Below are 19644 nucleotides of genomic sequence, written 5' to 3' on the forward strand. Positions count from 1 at the left end.
AAGGAGAACGCGATGCAATTCCCCATATGCATTGGGACAGGCAGCGCATGAACAGGGTATAGATTGGGGGGAAGATCCCTATATACACTGGTATAGGAGGAAATAGTCAGGAATAAAACATCAGTTCTTTTTATAGATGCGCTGTTTACCTGCTTGATCAATTTTAAGTAATTGTTCGTTTACTTTACGCTTTAAAATAACAGAGACAGCCGAGGTGGTGGTTTGAATATGATAGACTTCATTCAACTCGGTGACCACATCCTTAGCTGTGCGACCTTCATTAAAATAGTCACCGGCGACAAAGCCTTCGATGCGTTGAGTAAGCCGTGTTTTTTCGGCGCGCGCAGCAGATAACTTATATCGAGGTTCCAATTTAATCGGAAAGTCAAAGGCTTGGGTAGGGTGTAACTCCAATGCTTGGCAAATGGCGATGACATAAGACAAGGAACTCTCTTCACCGGCTTCGATATTTCGAATGGTTTGCGCAGAAAAACCGGTCATTTCAGAAACATCTTCTACAGACAGTTCTAAGGCCTCCCGTTGTTTGGTCAGGTTAGCCCCCAGTTTAACTAAGTTGAGTTCGTCTTTATATCTTGACATAGATCAAATTGAACAATCTATACGGCAACAAAAAATATATTGTAATTGTTATTTGTTGTTTTGTAGATTTATTATATATTTACCTCATAATTAGGGTGCTGCATTATTGTTTTGATGCATAAGCCGACAGGATTCTTAGCCTTTATAGTGCTCAACGCTGACTATCCGGGTAGCAACGTTGTGATTAAAGAAAGCCTGTAGCCCTGCAGCTCCTAATTCTTCCCCTAAAACCCCAATGAGCATCGCTATCACGGCTGGTGGTAGCCTGAAGTAAAATCGGTTTGCCTTGGCATCCTTAAATCAATTTGCCTATGACACACGTGCCAACGGGTGCACATCATAACGCCATAATGCGTACTGTTTTTAGCACGCTTGTAGCGTTATTAGCGCAAGACAAGCACAGCAGCTTTATCTGGAGTGATAGCCTTATTAAATGCAAAAGTACTGGTGCAAAGATAAGGATGTTCTAGCGTCTTTGTGATTTCTGTATTTGGAAAGCAGTCCTCAAGACATTTAGGACCGAGCCCAAAGAATACACCTAAAGACTATTTTGGGAAATGAGCTGGCTTGCTGCGTTGGGTCCTTTTAATTAAAAAGAATGTATTAAAGTGGATGATACATTTAGATGCTGTCTTGTGAGCCTTGATCTTCTAGCTGCTACTTGGTTGTTTATTGGCGTCGCCAAAGGGTTTAATATGCTGAGGCTCGCCTTGAGGTAGGCTACTTAGTATTTAGGTTAGAAAATAGAGGTAATGGGTTTATAGCATGTTTTGTTCATTTTCTTTACTCGCGCGATTTTTATTTTACGGGAGCTCGTGAATCTCCTAAAGTCGATTTGCCTGTTTAAAGAAAACGAACCAAAAGAAAAGAGCCCCTCGCTTAGGAATTTTTCGCCTTAGAGGCGAAAACCGCCTGGTCAGCTCCGCGTCGTTGCTCAAGATTTTTTAAGAGTAGTTCTTACTTGAAGTAAAATATTCTATTCCAAAGCCAACGCGCCACCTGGCTCATTCGTTAAAAAGGTCTACCAGACCTTTTCTTAACGCGCTGCCCTTGCGACTATTCTGAACCGAGGGAAGACATTAGTTTAACCCTTTGGGTTATAAAATCAGGACGTTAAGTCCATCAAATTGAAAAGTAAAATAGTATTAATCATCTAAAAGTAAAAAACATATGACAAACGTGCGAACGGGAGCACACCATCCTGCTAAAGCACCCGTGGGTTACCGGTCATTCCCTAAGAATACGCGGTAGTTGGGTTGGGGTTGCGTGCAGTGCATGCAGCACGGGCTATTACAGGTGTTGTATTAGCATAGGTGCATTAGCAGTAGTTTTTATAGGATGTTTTTTGATTTTCTTTAGCTCGCGAATTTCCTGAATTGAGATAGTCGCTTAAAGAAAGCCTTCGGCTATTAGAAAGTATAGGTTCTTTAGCAAGTTCTGTTCATTTTCTTTACTCGTCTAAAGAAAACGAACCAAAAGAAACGACGCCTTTTGGATAGGTATTTTTTGCTATCGCAAAAACCGCAAGCGTATCCCTAAATTTCTTCCAAGGCTTCAGAAATTTTTAACGGGATCCCCTTGCTATACTGACCAAAAGGAAGCTTAACCCTTCGGGTTTGGATAGCTTGTAGTTAAGGTTTACGTTGAGTTAACCTCAAGCTCCCGCTCCGACCTTGGTGAAAGTGTTAAAGGAGATGATTAAGGACGAGGACAACGAGAATGCTATACTGAAGAAAAAGAAGGCTTAAAAATGATATTCTTAGCTCCATTCTTGGCAACGGCCTACTTTTTACATCTGTAGTAAAACAAGCAAACGCCGCAGCGATAGGCAGTGGAGGATGGCTTAGCGCAGCGGTTTGCCATCCGCACGATAAGGTGTTTGCGTAGTTTTCAAGGATGTAAAAATAAGCCTTGATCTTTTGTTTCTTTTGCATCAAGGCAAAAGAAAGGAATCAAGAGAGGACAACGGAAACTTCTTGCTATACTGAGAAAAGAAAGTTTAATAAATAAATTTTAGAACATTACTATAAAACATTTGAATTAGCCATAAAAAAGAGCTGCAGACCGCAAGGTCTGTGAAAGAGAAATCTTGGTTTTTAAAAGTGGATCACCTCATTGGGCATGGAGTATGCCGGATGAGATTCTACACCCTGCCTAACGGCAGGACTAGAATGACGCCTTTTACAAAGCCGTCTAAGCAAAAAAGCCTTCCCTCGAGATTGGCGTCCGGCGGGAAGGCGTGAGCTTAAATAAAACTATTGTTTCATTTTAACACGACGAAGTTATGAAAATTTTGACTACGCGCCTTACGGGGGCTGCGTGGATACTTGTTTGCCTATTTTGGGCAACAGGAAATCTACTTTGGGCCACGCCCCAACAAAGCGTATCCGGTACCGTTACCGATGCACAAGAAAACCCAATTCCGGGTGTAAGCATCCGACTTTTAAACAGCAACACGGGGACGCAAACCGATATGCAAGGAATCTTCAGCATTCAAGCACTACCTGGCGATACCTTAAGCATCAGTTATCTTGGGTTTAGGACACTACAACTGCCGGTAGGGAATCAAACTACATTTACTATTGTCCTGCAACAGGACATCACCAACTTGGACGAGGTGACCATCAATGCCGGGTATTACAACACTACGCGCAGGGAGCAAACGGGAAGTATCGCTCGGGTGACCGGTGAGGAAATCGAGCGGCAGCCGGTGACTAATCCGTTAGCGGCCTTGCAGGGTAGGATGGCGGGGGTTTCTATTGTACAACGCAGCGGCGTACCGGGGAATGCACCTGCGATTCAAATACGTGGGCAAAACAGCTTGCGTAACGGTTTTGGCAACTCGGGTAACCTGCCGCTGTATATTATTGATGGCGTACCTATAGACAGTGCACCGCTTAACAGCTTTAGCGGGCTAACCAGCCCAACTATCTCAGGTATAGATCCGCTTAATACCCTGAATCCTGCGAACATTGAAAGCATCGAAGTTCTCAAAGATGCCGATGCTACCGCCATCTACGGTTCGCGTGGAGCAAACGGGGTGATCCTGATCACAACCAAAAAAGGAACAGGCGGGAATCAAAAGACCCGCATCAACGCGCAGGTCTATACCGGTGCCGGTGTGGTACCCCGTAAATTGGATCTGATTAATACAGCAGACTATATCAGTCTAAGGCAGGAAGCCTTTGCCAATGACGGTACAACCCCTACAGAAACAAATTCCCCTGATTTGCTATTGTGGGACACAGATCGGTATACCGACTGGCAGGAAACTTTGTTTGGTGGCACAGCAGCAACTACCGGGGTCAATCTGGGCGTGAGTGGGGGGAGCGAACGAACCTACTACAACCTGGGCGTAGGTTATCAACGGGAGACCTCGGTCTTTCCGGGTGATTTTAGGTATAATAAGCTTACCGCTAACCTAAGCCTCAATCACCGCAGCAGTGATGAACGTTTTAAGTTACAACTCAGCACCTCCTTTGGTAGTGATAATAACCAACAGTTTGACGGCAGCAGCTTTGTAAGTACCGCCTTATCGCTGGCACCCAATGCACCGGCATTGTATACCGATGACGGGGAGTTAAACTGGGAAGACTCGAGTTGGAGTAATCCACTTGCCACTTTGTACCGGGAGAGTGAAGCCCGGGTACAGCAGCTTATCAGCAACCTGAGTTTGAGTTATGCCATCACCCCGCAGCTGGAAGCGCGACTCAGTACCGGCTATACGCTGCTAAATAGCGAGGAGCTCACCGAGCAACCCATCCGGTTTTATGATCCGGCACTATGGGCGAATGCACGTTCACGCTCCCTACATATTACAGCCGGGCGCCAATCTTGGATTGTGGAGCCGCAACTCAATTATCGCAATACCTGGGGGAGGTTTAATCTGGATGCTCTGGCGGGAAGCACTTTTCAGCATCGCAAAAATACCACACTCAATATCGTTGGTACAGGTTATGCAAATGACCAGCTACTGGGCAATCTGGAGGCAGCAGAGCAACTAAGCGTAATTGCGAATAGCATTCAGGAATATGCCTATGCCGCAGCTTTTGGGCGCATCGGTCTCCATTACGGCGGTAAGTATTATCTCAATCTTAGCGGAAGGCGGGACGGCAGCAGCAGGTTTGGTCCGTCCCGGCGTTTTGCCAGTTTTGGGGCCGTAGGAGGGGCGTGGATCCTGAGTGAAGAACGCTGGATGCAAGGTCTAAAGCCGTTTTTATCCTTTACCAAATTACGCGGGAGCTATGGGTCTACCGGAAGCGATCAAATAGGGGATTACGGGTATCTAGATACCTATTCAGCCACTCCGGGAGGGGGAGGTTTGTATCCCACTCAATTGACCAATCCTATTTATTCGTGGGAGCGCAACCGCAAGCTGGAGCTGGCCTTAGAATTGGGCTTTTGGAATGACAAACTACGGCTGAATACGAGTTGGTACCGCAACCGCTCTTCCAATCAACTGGTGGGCTATAACCTGCCTGCTATCACCGGTTTTACCAGTGTACAGGCCAATCTGAATGCCACGGTAGAAAATACGGGTTGGGAGTTTGAAGCCTTCACAAATCTAAACTCAGGGCGTTTTAACTGGCAGGCTTCGCTGAATGTGAGTATCCCTGAAAACCGACTGGTTTCTTTTCCGGGAATAGAAGAAAGTTCGTATGCCAATATGTATAAAGTAGGGGAGTCCCTTAACATTCAGTTACTCTATGACTATACCGGGGTAGACCCGGAGACGGGGTTGTACACGGTTATGGATGTCAATGAAGATGGGGTGTATAACTCTGATGACCGCGTGGTGGTTCAAGATCTTACCCGAACCCTCTTTGGTGGATTTCAGAACCAATTTACTTATGGTCGTGTAAGCCTTGATTTTTTATGGGAATTTGTAGTACAGGACGGGCTGCAATATTATCCTGCATTAACACCCGGCAGAATGGGTACTATGTTACAGGAAGATTACGACCGGCGTTGGCAAAACCCGGGAGATATTGCAGAAATCCAAAAGGCCTCGGTAGGAGTAAGTGCCCTGTTGGCAAACTTTAGATATCAGACCAGTGATAAACTGTATACAGACACTTCTTTTTTACGACTGCGTACCCTGGGGCTTAGTTATGTGCTCCCTACTGAAAAACTGGGGATAAACTCCTGCATCTTATTTCTACAGGGGCAAAATCTGTTTACCCTGACCACTTACCGCGGCCTAGACCCCCAGTACCCCGGAACCACCTTACCCGCTTTACGTATGCTGACAGCGGGGCTTAAACTTAATTTTTGATCTGTTATGAGAACTACTTTAAAATATTATACAAGATTCCTCAGCTTACCGATATTGTGGTGCCTATGGGCCTGTGAGCCTTTTGTGGAGGTTGAAGTACCCAATGACCGTATCACCAGTCTCACTGTGTTTAGCGATGATGCCACCGCCCGCGAGGCGATGGACGGGGTGTATATCCAATTGTTTAACACGGCCTTTGCAGCAGGAGGTAACCAAAGTGTTAGTTTTTTGGGCGGGCTCTCTGCTGATACCTATACCGTAACCAATGTAGTACCTGAGATGGAAGCCTTTGCCGCACATCAACTGGAAGCTACAAATAGTTTGAATCTGGCTTTATGGTCTGGCGCTTATAACACCATTTATATGTGTAATGCCATTCTGGAGGGGGTTGCGGGCAACACTAGCTTAAGTCCGGATACCCGAGACGCTTTGGAAGGGGAAAGCCGTTTTGTACGGGCATTTACCTATTTCTATCTGACCAATTTATACGGAGATGTGCCCTTGGTTACCCAAACCGATTATACCGTTAATGCCTTAAAAGCCCGAAGTTTGCAAACTGAGGTCTACGAGCTCGTTTTAGAAGATTTAAACCGGGCAGCTGATCTATTGGATAGTGGCTATCCTGATAACGAACGTACCGGGGCGAACCGTTTTACAGCACTGGGCCTGCTGGCGCGGGTGCATCTGTATCTGGAAAATTGGGAACAGGCAGAGGCCTATAGCGGTGAAGTGCTGGCCGCGACTGATCTTTATGAGTTACCTGAAGATCTAAACAACGTGTTTTTGGCTAACAGCCCCGAAGCACTCTGGCAGGTATCACCGGAAGGCTGGGGAGGCATGTTTACGCATACCCGTGATGGCAATCTGCTGACCCGAATCACGCCAACCGGGAGCCCGGTCAGCCTAAGCGAAAATTTAATGCAAGAATGGGAAGCCGGGGATCTAAGACAAGAGGATTGGATTGGCAGTTTTAACAGTGCTGCTGAAACCTATTACTATCCCTATAAATACAAGATACGCTACGATGCCAGTGGTGGGGATTTAAGCGAATACTCCATGTTGATGCGCCTGGCCGAGCAGTACCTGATACGGGCAGAAGCTCGTATCTGGCAGGGAAAACTGGAAGCGGCAGTAGCTGATTTGAATGCCATACGGGAACGTGCGGGTCTGGAAGAACTGATTTATACCCCGGCACTTACTCAGGAACAGCTTTTAAAAGAGGTGATGCAGCAGCGCCATTACGAACTTTTTAGTGAATGGGGGCATCGCTGGCTCGATTTAAAGCGTACCGGCCAGGCCCTGGAAGTACTGGAAGGTATACAGGAAACCGATTTGTTGTACCCCATTCCCGAAGCCGAATTATTAAAAAACCCTAAACTAACTCAAAATGCAGGATATTAAACGTTTAAAATCATTAAATTTCTTAAGCCTGATATGGATCTGTTTCTTGGTATGTAGTTCTTCATTTGGTCAAACCAAAGCAGAGACGATAGAAACCGGTGTCCGTAGGGGCACTTTGGATAATGGGATGCGGTATTTGATTCATTCTCAAGAAGCCTGGGAGGGACAAAACGTATCTATGAATTTATATGTAAATACGGGTCATGAGCTGGAAGTCGATGGGCAAACCGATATTTCGCATTATCTGGAGCATTTACCCTTTGCAATTTTTTTGGATGAAGCTACAGCCAAAGGTGGTGCTTTACTGGATGCCGTTCATAGCGGTAAATTGCCATGGCAGGGACATACCCATGCCAGACATACCTGCTACCTTTTCCTTTTTGATAAAGTAGGTTCTGAAATCTATACTGCAGAGTTGGATTTGCTAAGCCGAATAATTGGGGGCAGTTTAAAACCGACTCCAGAAAACCTAGCAGCAGAACACGGCAGTTTTTATCAGGAGTATATACATAGAAATGGTCCGCTAGGATACGATGAAGAGCGCCTGTTCTGGAACCTTTCGAAAGTTTATGCTCCACCTGTACGACCGGAGTACTATTATGAGCACGTCAAGGGTTTTGATTGGGACGCTGTATCTTCTTTTTATAAAGACTGGTATCACCCGCAGCGGGCTACCCTGATGATGGTGGGGCCTATTACCGACCTGGATCAGGCAGCGCAGGATATTAAAGCTTATTTCGGGAAGTTAAAAGCAACCACGGCCAAAAAACTGGTATATCCCCAAATAGCGTATTTAAAAAGCCCCAACCAATTTATACAATTGGAACAGCTTGATACTGATGAACTGGAGCTCTCCGAAACAAAAATCGATTTATACTGGCGAAACCAAATCCCTCCAAAAGCGGAACCTAAAGCTTTACAGCACAAATGGATGTATGAAATGTTGTATAATCTTATTGGGGATCACCTGCGTCAAATTGCTAAAACGTATAAGCTAAATTATACCCTCGGAATTGATAAAGAAATGCGTTTACCAGCCTTGAGACTGAACTTTAGGGTATTTACTGGGAGGGAAAAGGAAGCTTTACAGCAAGTAATAGCGGCTCTTAATCAGCTTAAAAGTCAGGGGGTTGATGAGGCTGCGTATCACAAATACCGAAAAAGAGAATTAAATGCTATTGATAGAAGGGATACGAATGCTCTGGGATCGGTATTGAGGACTTATGATCAACGGATGTTAGCTGAGGAATCCCTAGATTTTGACCAGTTAGCCTTAAAGAAGCGCTGGTTAAACCAGCTGTCTTCTGATACTGTAAATTCGGAATTAAAAGCCTTTTTAAAAGCCGGACCTCATGATGTAGGAATTCTGGCTCCCAAAGCTGCGTCTGTATTGCAGCTGAGTGAGAATGAGTTTCGCAGTTGGTTAGATCAGACTAAAAATGGAGTAGGTACGGAAGAAAATATGGTACTGAAAGCGAAGTTAATACCCGATTCCCTAATCGCCCGATTGCCTCGTGTTACTTCAAAAGATTTAGATACGGATGCTTTAGGAGGACAAATAATACAACTGGCTAATGGAGCGCGGGTCGTACTTTATCCACAGGAAGGTGCTCCCTTAAAGTTACACGGCTTTCGTAATGGAGGTGCAAGTAACTTGAATAAACAGGATTTTATAAACGCCCAACTTGTACCCGAGTGGGTTCATACCTCGGGCACGGGTGCCTATACCCATTTTGAATTGCAACGCATGCTTACCGACTTGGGAATGATTTATGGAAAAGCCTTATATGTAAATCAGGGAGAATCCGGTATAAAACTGAAAGCCCCGGCAGAACGTCTTGAAACTTTGTTACAACTGGCTCATTTGTATTTGTCGGCACCCCGGGAAGATCCCGAAGCCTTTAAGTATTGGAAAGAGGACGAATATTTTTTTTATAAGAGACCCCCTTACGGCAGGGAAGAAAATGATTTGCAGGTGCTAAGTAAAAAGGAGCTGGAAGGGCCAAACGCAGGATTAACGGCTTTAGCACGTTATGAAGCGGTACAGCAATCTACTGCGACCGAATTAAAGCAAATTTATCAACGCTTATTTCAACATCCTCAGGAGTTTGTGTTTCTGCTGAGTGGAGATTTTAAGGAAGAGCAGGTCCTACCGCTTTTGGAAACCTATTTGGGAAATTTGCCGGTATCCATAAATCAGGTAAAACGGGAAGAGGAAGAGGTAAATACCTTACCTCAAGGGACTTTAGAAAAAGTATATACGATTCCCGGTATACTGCCTTCCGATCTGAACCTTAAAATACGGTATACCTATCCTGTAGCCCGGGATGACTGGAAAGCACAGCTAAACTTACAACTGATGCGGGATGTAATTAATACCCGCTTGTGGGAACTGCGTCATGTTAAAAAAAGAGGCTTGTATCTTATTCAAGCCGTAGCTTATACCGACCTTGATCTCCAGCGCGGCAACTTCGCAATTATGATACCTACCGTTGCGGGGATGGAAAATTACCTGATCAAAGACATGCAGGAGTTAATGTCCTGGTTTAAAGAACATCCTATATCTGAGAAGGAATTAGATGCGATTAAAAGTAGATTTTATATAGTGGGTATAATGGGTAAATCAATTTTAGATAAAGGATATCGCTACTATAAATGGGGTTTACAAATTCCTGATGCAGAAATGGTTAAAGCCTATTTAGAAGGGGTGACTCCTCGGGATATTCAGGCTTTGATACAAGAAAAACTGGTCCCTGAGCATCAGTATATTTTTATGGGGAAGGGTGTTCCCGACATTAGTAATTAAAATAACCTCCCCATAGAAGCGGCTATGGGGAGGCATTTTGCCGGTTTTAATCCAATTGGATTAAGGAGTACCCGGAATTACATAAGGTGTATTATTACTACTTGCTTTACGGGTAGTCAATGATTCATCTGTAAACACCTCGAAAATCCGTCCTTGAGGATCATCTTGATAAATAACACTACACTCACCTCCCAAACCCTCACAAGGATCCGTATCCAGTTGCGTTGGAGTATCATTCAGGTCAATCCATCCATTTGACTGGTTTGCGGTATTGGCAAAAGCCAGGCCTACTGCCAGCCCCAGTGTCATCACCGGGATCATTATTTTAGACTTTTTCATAATAAAAAGTATTAAAAGATTATGCCTACTCGAATTCGAAGGTTTTCGGCTCCCCCTTATCATCACGCGCATGATTAAATATTATTATTGTTATAAATGGGGCGGATTCGTGGAACTGTGACAGTACACACCAGTGATAGCCAAAGCAGTAATGCCTATGTTAAACAGCAGATGCTGCTGCCAGGTGAGGTTATTGATGATCCCCCCACAGGAGCAGGGCAGTTGTGGACTCAAACTGATCATCCCGACTATATATACTGTAAATACGCTCATCAATACTGCAGAACCTATTAACCCCAGACGGCGTGTTTGCCATACCAGCAGCAAGGCAGCAAGGATGTATTCTACAAGTGGGATGATATAGACTAGTAACCCGGCAATCGGTTTTAAAAAGCTTACCTGACTTAGCTGAACTTTAAACTGCTCAAACTCCAAGAGCTTAACCGTAGCAGCATAGATCCATAGTAAAATTAAGAAGCTTATTACTCCCTGGCTTATAATTTGCTTGATAGGTCTTCTTGTAGACATGATAAAAACTTTATGAGTTAAAGTTATTTTATCTATCTAAAAACCAGTAAAGTATGTGGGATTGAAACTCAAGTATACCGGATTATTGATGTGTTTTACGGTACTGACTGGGGGCTACACCAAACTCTTTTTTAAATGCTTGCCCAAAATGCACATAGGACTTAAATCCTGTTTGTAACGCGATACTGGATAGGGGGTCTGTGGTCACTTTAATGAGATGTCTGGCTTTAAGTAAGCGCTGTTGCATTTGGTATTTAAACACACTGGTCTGATAAAGTTCTTTGAAGCCTTTTTTGAGTTTATATTCATTAAGACCAAAGCGTACTCCCAAGATCTTTAAGGAGGCGATACGATCTTCCGGATGGTCTTGGAGATAAGCTTTTACCTGCTGAATATTTTGTATGTCTCGCGTGCTTTTGAGCGCCTCGAGCTTGCGTACCGGGTATTCTTTTTTTAATGCATCCTCTTTCAGTAAGGGGTTAAGGCTTTGAATGCGGGAGGCCACTACCAGAAAGTTTCCGGCTACTGCATCGTAGCGCAATTTAAAAAGCGTACACTCTAGAGGTATATTCAGCGTGTTTGAAGCTCGTAATTCTAATCTACAAGGTACACTGGGGTGTTGTTTTTTTAGCAGCTGTTTTAAACGCTTTTTAAAGGTTTTTTTTGAAGGAGGCGTTAAGAGGTGTAAAAAGTTTTGATGGATGAAGGTAGGCGCTGCATCAAGGTCAAAATTTGTAGAAAGTATACTATGTTCTGGGTTGATCAAAAAGAGATAGTGTCTTACCTTAAAGATACTGTCAGCTGGCGCATTGAATACAAAGGGGTTGTATGAGACTCTCAATTCCTGAGCCAGCATATTGAGCGATGCTGCAATGGCTTCAGTTTCATTGTTTTCGCCTGTACGAGGAATTTGGTAGTTAAAATTACCTTTGGCCATTTCTAAGATCATCGTCTTGATTTGTTTTGCACGAGTGTTTAAGTAGTTCATACGCAAGAAAGGAATTATTTAAAGCAATCATCACTCTCGAAAGCTGCTTAGGAAGTTAAACGCCGTTTTGATATCAACTACCAACCGGGTAGGTATGGCATCTGTACCATTTTGTAAATAAAACTGCATCATTATTTCAGTAACCGGGTAGTTAATTCGAAAGGCCAGGGCACGCACCAAAGCATTGCCATTTTGAGATAAGTAGTCTCGTGCCTCTTTCTCAGAATCGATAATAGAACGTACATCGCAGTATACCGGATAGGGTTCGCCCATTTGGACGGCAAGACGATCTTGAACCACCTTTTCTGCCGCCTTAAGGCTTAGGCAAACTTCTGGTTTATAGTATAAAAACAGGATTCCCGTTTTAATCCGATATTCAGCATACGCGTTTTCGTAATCAGGACGCATAGTGAACAAGTTTTATTAGGTTAAATGTATTAAAAAGGCTGGCTATATGCTTAATTATAAAGGATTTAATCTATAGTATTGGGGAGTATTCTTGAAGTTTTTCGAGTTAGAGTAAAGTCTCAGGGATAAAAAGTAAAGTTTAAAGGAGTAATACTCGATGAATGTTTATCATTGATATTCAAGGTGTTAATAATTGGTTAGCTTCGATATGAACTAACCAAACTTCTTGATTATGGCTCAAATCAAACACAACAATTTTTTGGATACCGTTGATACGGTGATCACAGAAGCCAAAGCTGAAGGTATTGTACATTTGCGTGCCGAAGATAAGCAACTTACAGGCAGATGGCTTACTGTAGGAGGCAAGGCTTGCTGTCACTTTGGAAACACAGGGTATTTAGGTCTAGCACAAAATAACCGGATCAAATTAGGGGCTATGCAAGCCCTCTTGCGCTATGGTACCCAATTTCCCTTATCGAAAACCTATATCTCGCATCCGCTTTATGAAGAACTGGAAGAAAAACTACAGCTGCTCTTTAAAAATCCGGTAATTATTACCAAGAACAGTACTCTGGGCCATCTGGCAGTAATCCCCACGGTGGTGCGGGATGAAGATGCCGTTATCCTGGATCATCAGGTGCATTGGAGTGTGCAAAATGCAGCGCAGCTCCTTAAAGTACGGGGAATACCGGTACAGCTTGTACGCCACAACAATCTAGAAATGCTGGAAAGCCTGATTCAAAAACTCGCTTCAAAAGTTTCTAAAATATGGTATATGGCCGATGGGGTATACTCGATGTATGGCGATTATGCACCCGTTAAAGAGTTGCTTGCACTTTCTGAGAAATACCCGCAGCTCTATCTCTACTTTGATGATGTACATGGCATGAGCTGGAGAGGTAAGAACGGGATGGGCTATGTATTGAGTCAGATGCAAACCCTCCCGGAACATGTGTTGGTATTTGGAACCTTAAGTAAATCCTTTGGAGCATCGGGTTCCGTTCTCGTCTGTTCTAATCAAAAGTTCTACAATAAGATCAAAAACTTTGGGGGACCCCTTACTTTTTCAGCCCAGTTAGAACCTAGTGCGTTAGGTGCAGCTATAGCCTCGGCAAACATTCATTTATCTGACGAGATCTATCATTTGCAGGAGGCGCTTAATACGCGAATCGCCTATTTCAACCAGCAACTGGTTGAAGCTCATTTGCCACTCATCGCGCGAAACAGTTCGCCGGTATTCTATATAGGAACCGGCTTGCCTGCTACAGGTTACTATCTTGTAAAACGCCTGATGGAAGCAGGTATTTATGTAAACCTTGGATTATTTCCCGCTGTGCCTGCTAAAAACACCGGACTTCGTATCACCCTCTCCAACCATAATGCTTTTGATGATATTGATCATCTGGTTGAGCAATTAATGACCTTTTATGATATCGCCTTGATGACTACGTCCAATTCCCGTTCTCGCGTTGGGAAAGCCTTCCGGATGGATCTTACAGATCTTAAACCCTTTGCCAACAACAATCAGGATTTACAATTTCAGGAATTTAAAACTATTGCTGCGACTGATTACTCCCACTGGGATTCAACCCTTGGAAAAACCAATATGTTGAATCAGGATGGGCTTGCTTATTTGGAACAAAGCTTTACCCAAAATCAAAAACCGGAGCACAACTGGCGTTTTAGGTATATACAGATTGTAGATGATGCTAATTGCCCAGTATTGGTGACTTTTTTAACCGAAAGCCTCTGGAAAAATGATATGCTGGCTCCAGCCTCGGTTTCTCAGCATTTAGAAAACCAGCGAAAAATCAATCCCTATCTACAGACTTCCCGGGTATTATCATTGGGCTGCTTATTTACCGAGGGAAATCACCTGTACCTAAATGAGGAACACCCACAAGCTGCAATGGCTTTAAAACAACTTTTGGAGTACATCGAAAATCTGGCACATACTTGGAAGGTTTCCATGACCGTGCTGCGGGATTTTGATCTGAATTATAACTGGTCAAAAGCAATTCGGGATCAAGGCTATATTACGATAGATATGCCCGATTCTTGTGTGTTGCAGGATTTACATCATAAAGAGGCCAAGGATTATAAGTACTATCTTTCCAAACGTTCACAAAAGCATTTTAAGAAAGATATTGAGCCCTATCTAAGTCTGGTCAAAGCTAAAGTGGTTCAGCGGTTTAGCCGTAAAAATATAAAGACGTACTACGAGCTGTATCTACAGGTCCAGACCAAAAATCATGCATTGAATACCTTTACGTATCCTCTTGAGGCTTTTGAAGCCATGCGCAGCCATCCCAATTGGGAATGTATTCTTTTAAAGGCTGTTGAAGATGAACGCTTACTGGGTGTTATGTTTTGCTATAAAAATTATTCGGGCACCTATGTGCCCAGTCTAATCGGCATGGATTACCGGTATTTTGAGGAATTTAAAATCTATAGACAGCTCTTGTATCAAACTATTTTAAGAGCCCGGAGATTGAATATGAGGCAGGTAGATTTTGGGATGAGTGCTACTTTTGAAAAGCGAAAACTAGGGGCTACTATACTGCCTAAGCAGGCTTTTGTGCAAACCGATGACAACTTTTTTCTTGAGCAATTAGAGATGATGCGCACGGCTCATCCCATTTAATAGTTAACCGATCTGACGCTTATGCCTATAGCCCCTAAACTTTGAACATACATACGCCTTCTTATGTACTCACCTGTCTAACTGATGTTACCATGTTTGCTACAGCGCTACAAAACTTTCACCAAGAATTAAAAACTCAGGTTTTCGTAATACCTGAACCCCTTAAAAAAGCAGAGCTGGGGATTGAAGTAGCATCTAAAACTCTGGTTGGTCTCAAGGAGCTCGTAGAGCAGGAAGATTTTGAGGATGTGCCTCAAGAGATTTATTTTTTTAAGCATCTCAAACCCTGCCCGATGAGTTATCTTATTTATTTTACTGAAATGCGTACGTGTGAGCTGCGGAAACCCAAGGCCGGAGTTTCTTTCCAGACCCGGTTTTATAAAAAGGAGTTGCGTAAGATTAATAAGTTCTTTAACCGCAATATGAATTTTGTACGGTATATGGAAGAAGGACACACCTATCTGGATCATCAGTTCTTTACCCGCAATGCGCAGCAGAATTTTCCAATGACCCCGATGCTCTATACTTATGATTATCCTGATTTTAGCTGTTCGCACGATATGCTTTGGGCCCAAGTACAAGCGATGTACCGCCTTATTCATTATATAAGAGATGCTCTTAAGACTATAAATCCCAATAGTGAAGCTGTTTATTTGCCTCAGAAGCATCATGTCATGCTCTGGTCTGGGTCAAAAACCGCATTGGTTGAACTCATTTATGCGTTATACGCGTCGCAGTATTTAAATCACGGCTTGTCTGATCTCAATATTATAGTGTCCTCTTTTGAGGATTTTTTTAATATTAAATTGGATGGGGTTTATAAAACGTATGGCGAAATCAAAGCTCGAAAAGGTAGTAAGACTAAGTTTCTGGAAGAGCTGATTTTAAAGTTGGAATATAAAATGCGGAAGGATGACACTTAAATGCAATTTATTGAATTGATGCGTTTTTAAAAACACGCGATACCATTCCCTATATGCATTGGGACAGGCAGTGCGAGAATAGCCAGAATAACAAATAGGACAATAACGACTGCCTACTGCTCACTGAGACTGCTGACTGAATACTGCCACTGCTGACTTCAAAAAAAAAATTCTCGATATAATTCCTACCCAAGGACTATATCTCCAAGATAATAGCTAGATGTTGCTATACTTCATTTTACATTGGGATAACAGCAAATGCTAGGTGCTACACATCAAGACACTATATATTTTTAAATCAATACGTAGGAATTTTCATATAAAATTTATAGTCAGAATGGGGTGAATCTAGATGTTTATATGAGGTTATGAGTATTTTGACTTATAGTACAATCAATTTTTTTGTGTAGAATTACCAAAAATGCCTTAATTTGAAGCTGCTATTGTAATTAGAGAAAATGAACCAACAGCGCTACGCGCATATTTTAAGGGATGCCGGTATCGGTGTATGGGAGTGGAATAGGATTACCCATGAAATGCATTATAGTCCTGCGTGGGCTGAAGTGCTAGGGTATTCGGTAGATGATATCCCAGCGATTTGTGAAACCAAAGAAAGGCTTTGTCATCCCGATGATCTGCAGAATTATCAGCGTGCACTTGAGGCGCATTGTCATGGTGCTACAGAGCAATATACTTGTACGCTGCGCTTACGACAAAAAAATGGAGACTACATTTGGGTAAAAGATCAAGGGCAGGTAGTAAGTTGGAAAGATGGCAGTCCCGAATGGATGACCGGCTACCATACGGCTTTAGATGAAACCGGTATGGGTGCCGTAATCAAAAAAACCTTTATCGATCAAGCTCCGGGTGCCATTGCGATGTTTGATACCCAGCTTAATTATTTGGCTGCTTCGCGCCAATGGTTGATCGATTACAATTTGCCTGAAGCGATTGAGGGGCAAAATCATTATGATCTTTTTGATATCCCTGAACGTTGGAAAGAAATACATAGAAAATGTCTTCAGGGCGAAATACATCAAGCTGAGGAAGATGAGTTTTTTGACCGAACAGGAGCCGCGTTTTATTTGCGATGGCAAGTAAAACCCTGGTATCATCAGGGGGAAATAGGCGGTCTGCTTATGCAAACTTCAAACCTTACCCATTTTAAACAGTTACAGTTTGAGCAAAAACGCCAGCAGACTTTTCAAAATACGGTTTTCGATTCCATTAACGTAGGCATTGTAGCATGTAACGCTAAGAAAGAATTGACCTATTTTAATAAAACCAGTAGGGAGTGGCATGGGTTACCTTCTAAGTCGGTCTCCGCTTCAGAGCTTTCTCAATATTACAGTTTATATAAAGCCGACGGCAAGAGCCTTTTAGAAGAGGCTGATATTCCATTGTTGAAGGTTCTTGAGGGAAACGTCTTGGGGCCAGACGAGATCATCAGTATCAAAACAGCGGACAAGAATCGCTACGTAAGGGTTACCGGCAATCAACTTTACGATGAAAAAGAGCAACTCATAGGGGCGGTCGTGGCCATGCACGATATTACAGAGATTATCACCACAAACCAAGAGAAGCAGTTGATCGATACGACGTTCAAATCTAGTTTTGAAAATGCTCCTATTGGTATGGCTTTGGTATCCCCCGAAGGAAATTGGTTGCAGATCAATCAAAAGATATCAGATATCTTAGGGTATACTAAAGAGGAATTGGGCGGGATGACCTTTCAAGAACTTACGCATCCTGAAGATCTGGAGTTAGACTTGAGTCATGTAAATGCTTTACGTACAGGTGAAAGGGATAGTTACCAAATTGAAAAACGCTATTTTCATAAAACAGGACGCGTTGTTACGGTAATTTTATCGGTAAGTGTCGTTAGAGATAAAGACTTGGTCCCCTTGTTTTTTATCTCTCAAATTACAGACATAAGCACACAGCGCAAATCTGAAAATGATCTAAAGCAGGTGCTGAGGTTGACCCAAGATCAAAATAACCGGTTGAAAAATTTCTCGCATATCGTCTCGCATAATCTTCGGTCCCATTCGGGTAATTTAAATATGCTGGTCGCATTTCTGAATGAGGAACTAGATGGTAAGCTCAAAGAACTTATGCAAATGATGGATTCTGCAACCGGACAGTTGGCGGAGACCATTGCGCATTTGAATGAGGTGACCGAAATTCAAACCAATGAAAATGCCATACAAAAAACAATATGTTTAAAAGAGTACATATTGAGGACTACAAACACCCTTAGTGCTGTAATCAAAGAAAATAACATAAGCATCGTTGATCAAACGCCAGCTAACCTAGTGGTAAAGGCCATTCCTGCATATCTGGAAAGTATCCTGCTGAACTTCACCTCCAATGCGATCAAATACCGGTCTACGAAAAGGGCTTCGTATATAAAATTTTGTACAGAGGTCAAATCAAAGGAAATAATGCTCACTATTGAAGATAATGGCTTAGGTATGGATCTTAAAAAATATGGGGAGCGACTTTTTGGGATGTATAATACGTTTCACAAGCATAAGGATTCTAGAGGAATCGGGCTGTTTATAACTAAAAATCAAATTGAGGCCATGGGAGGCCGGGTCACTGTAGAAAGTACCATAGACGTAGGTACGACCTTTACTATATATTTACCTTATGAAGAAGCATACACGAACAGTTTGTCTTATTGATGATGATCCTATATTTATTTTTGGAGCTAAAAAACTAATGGAACGCGCCTCATTTTGTGATGAGGTTCTCGTGTATACCAATGGAAAAGAAGCTATAGATGCTCTTACGCTATTGATGCAAGCAGGACCGCTTACTGCAGTTCCTGATATTATATTTTTGGATCTCAATATGCCCATTATGGATGGCTGGGGCTTTCTTGATGAGTTTGTCTTGATCAAGCCTCAAAAAGAAATCGTCATTTATATTGTAACTTCCTCGGTAAGCAGCGCAGACCGGAAACGGGCCTTGGGCTATTCGGAAACCGTGAAGGATTATGTGATCAAACCGATCTCACCCATACGTATGAATGAAATTTTTGAGAAATATAAAAAGGAAGAAGAGCAATAATCAGATCGACATTATATAAGAGTGCTAATTAGCACCTCGCATCTGCTTATTTAATATTTCAAGCGGTTGACTGCTTACTGCCCACTGAAACTGCTGACTGAATACTGCTACTGCAAATTTTGAAAAGCTTCTCGATACCATCCTTTCGCATTAAGATGTTCAAGAACCACTCGAAGTGAGGTCGCTTTATATTTGTATTTCTACTTTCATATTTTAAAATCTCTGTTCTTTACTCTTTATTCTCTGATCTTATTGAATAATAAACACCAAACCGCCAACTGAACACTGCTACTGCAAACTTTAAAAAGCTTCTCGACTGCGCAACAAGAGCTCAAACACGCCGCTCAATCCCTAACCCAAGTTTTTTTGGGCTAATAACTATTAGTTTCTGTGCAGTTCATCGAGTAAATCCAATAAAATTCTTGATTTTGCTTTTTTAGAAGCTGCTTCGATCTTTTATTATTTTGAGTATGTGAGTATATTCAGAAGTTTTTTCAAAAACATTAAGAATGTAATCAACTGTAAACAAGGGGGTAGTGAATTAATTTAAAAATACTTTGAAAAAGTGCTTGTGGGGTTAGATAATCGTTCTATATTTGCGCCTCCAAAATCGGATATAAAAAACGGTTTTACGTTCTTAGAAATGCAGATAAAGTA

At 42.6% G+C, this 19644-nt stretch carries 12 protein-coding genes; 7 read left to right on the forward strand and 5 right to left on the reverse strand.

Features of this window, described 5'->3' with window-relative positions:
- Positions 1-120: 120 nt before the first annotated feature.
- The gene (locus WA338_RS15145; RefSeq protein ID WP_336094016.1) at positions 121-600 is read right to left on the reverse strand and encodes a helix-turn-helix domain-containing protein; all 480 of its coding nucleotides are present in this window, start codon (positions 598-600) and stop codon (positions 121-123) included.
- A gap of 2284 nt (positions 601-2884) precedes the next feature.
- Here WA338_RS15145 and WA338_RS15150 point away from each other — a divergent pair.
- Genes WA338_RS15150 through WA338_RS15160 form a run of 3 tightly spaced genes read left to right on the forward strand, consistent with a single transcriptional unit; the run spans position 2885 to position 10082 of the window.
- Complete coding sequence (locus tag WA338_RS15150) at positions 2885-5875, forward strand: SusC/RagA family TonB-linked outer membrane protein (RefSeq protein WP_336094018.1); 2991 nt, start codon at positions 2885-2887, stop codon at positions 5873-5875.
- Positions 5876-5881: 6 nt separating this feature from the next.
- A complete protein-coding gene (locus WA338_RS15155; protein ID WP_336094020.1) occupies positions 5882-7276 on the forward strand; it encodes a RagB/SusD family nutrient uptake outer membrane protein in 1395 nt (464 codons plus the stop codon).
- The gene (locus tag WA338_RS15160) at positions 7263-10082 is read left to right on the forward strand and encodes a M16 family metallopeptidase (RefSeq protein ID WP_336094022.1); all 2820 of its coding nucleotides are present in this window, start codon (positions 7263-7265) and stop codon (positions 10080-10082) included. The genes WA338_RS15155 and WA338_RS15160 overlap by 14 nt, the downstream gene beginning before the upstream one ends.
- A gap of 60 nt (positions 10083-10142) precedes the next feature.
- On the opposite strand, the gene WA338_RS15165 is transcribed toward WA338_RS15160, so the two are convergent.
- The 4 genes from WA338_RS15165 to WA338_RS15180 form a co-directional block, all read right to left on the reverse strand.
- Positions 10143-10493 carry a DUF6520 family protein gene (locus WA338_RS15165; protein ID WP_336094024.1) on the reverse strand — a complete coding sequence of 117 codons (351 nt, stop codon included), beginning with the start codon at positions 10491-10493 and terminating at the stop codon, positions 10143-10145.
- A gap of 18 nt (positions 10494-10511) precedes the next feature.
- Positions 10512-10949, reverse strand: coding sequence for a MauE/DoxX family redox-associated membrane protein (locus WA338_RS15170; protein WP_336094026.1), 438 nt, complete (start codon positions 10947-10949; stop codon positions 10512-10514).
- An 82-nt stretch (positions 10950-11031) separates the two neighbouring features.
- On the reverse strand, positions 11032-11937 hold the full coding sequence (locus WA338_RS15175; RefSeq protein WP_336094028.1) for a helix-turn-helix domain-containing protein: 906 nt from the start codon (positions 11935-11937) through the stop codon (positions 11032-11034).
- Positions 11938-11967: 30 nt separating this feature from the next.
- A complete protein-coding gene (locus WA338_RS15180; RefSeq protein ID WP_336094030.1) occupies positions 11968-12345 on the reverse strand; it encodes a DUF7793 family protein in 378 nt (125 codons plus the stop codon).
- A 232-nt stretch (positions 12346-12577) separates the two neighbouring features.
- Between WA338_RS15180 and WA338_RS15185 the strand changes: the two genes are divergently transcribed.
- The 4 genes from WA338_RS15185 to WA338_RS15200 all read left to right on the forward strand — a co-directional run bounded on the left by WA338_RS15185 (position 12578) and on the right by WA338_RS15200 (position 18987).
- Entirely contained in the window at positions 12578-14989 is a 2412-nt protein-coding gene (locus WA338_RS15185; protein WP_336094032.1) for an aminotransferase class I/II-fold pyridoxal phosphate-dependent enzyme, read from the forward strand.
- A gap of 41 nt (positions 14990-15030) precedes the next feature.
- Complete coding sequence (locus tag WA338_RS15190; protein WP_336094035.1) at positions 15031-15912, forward strand: RteC domain-containing protein; 882 nt, start codon at positions 15031-15033, stop codon at positions 15910-15912.
- A gap of 458 nt (positions 15913-16370) precedes the next feature.
- The gene (locus tag WA338_RS15195) at positions 16371-18599 is read left to right on the forward strand and encodes a PAS domain S-box protein (protein ID WP_336094037.1); all 2229 of its coding nucleotides are present in this window, start codon (positions 16371-16373) and stop codon (positions 18597-18599) included.
- Positions 18565-18987 carry a response regulator gene (locus WA338_RS15200; RefSeq protein ID WP_336094039.1) on the forward strand — a complete coding sequence of 141 codons (423 nt, stop codon included), beginning with the start codon at positions 18565-18567 and terminating at the stop codon, positions 18985-18987. The genes WA338_RS15195 and WA338_RS15200 overlap by 35 nt, the downstream gene beginning before the upstream one ends.
- The last annotated feature ends 657 nt before the right edge of the window (positions 18988-19644 follow it).

Origin of the sequence: Leeuwenhoekiella sp. CH_XMU1409-2 (assembly GCF_037029365.1) — a bacterium.
In the GTDB taxonomy this organism is placed as follows: Bacteria; Bacteroidota; Bacteroidia; order Flavobacteriales; family Flavobacteriaceae; genus Leeuwenhoekiella; species Leeuwenhoekiella blandensis.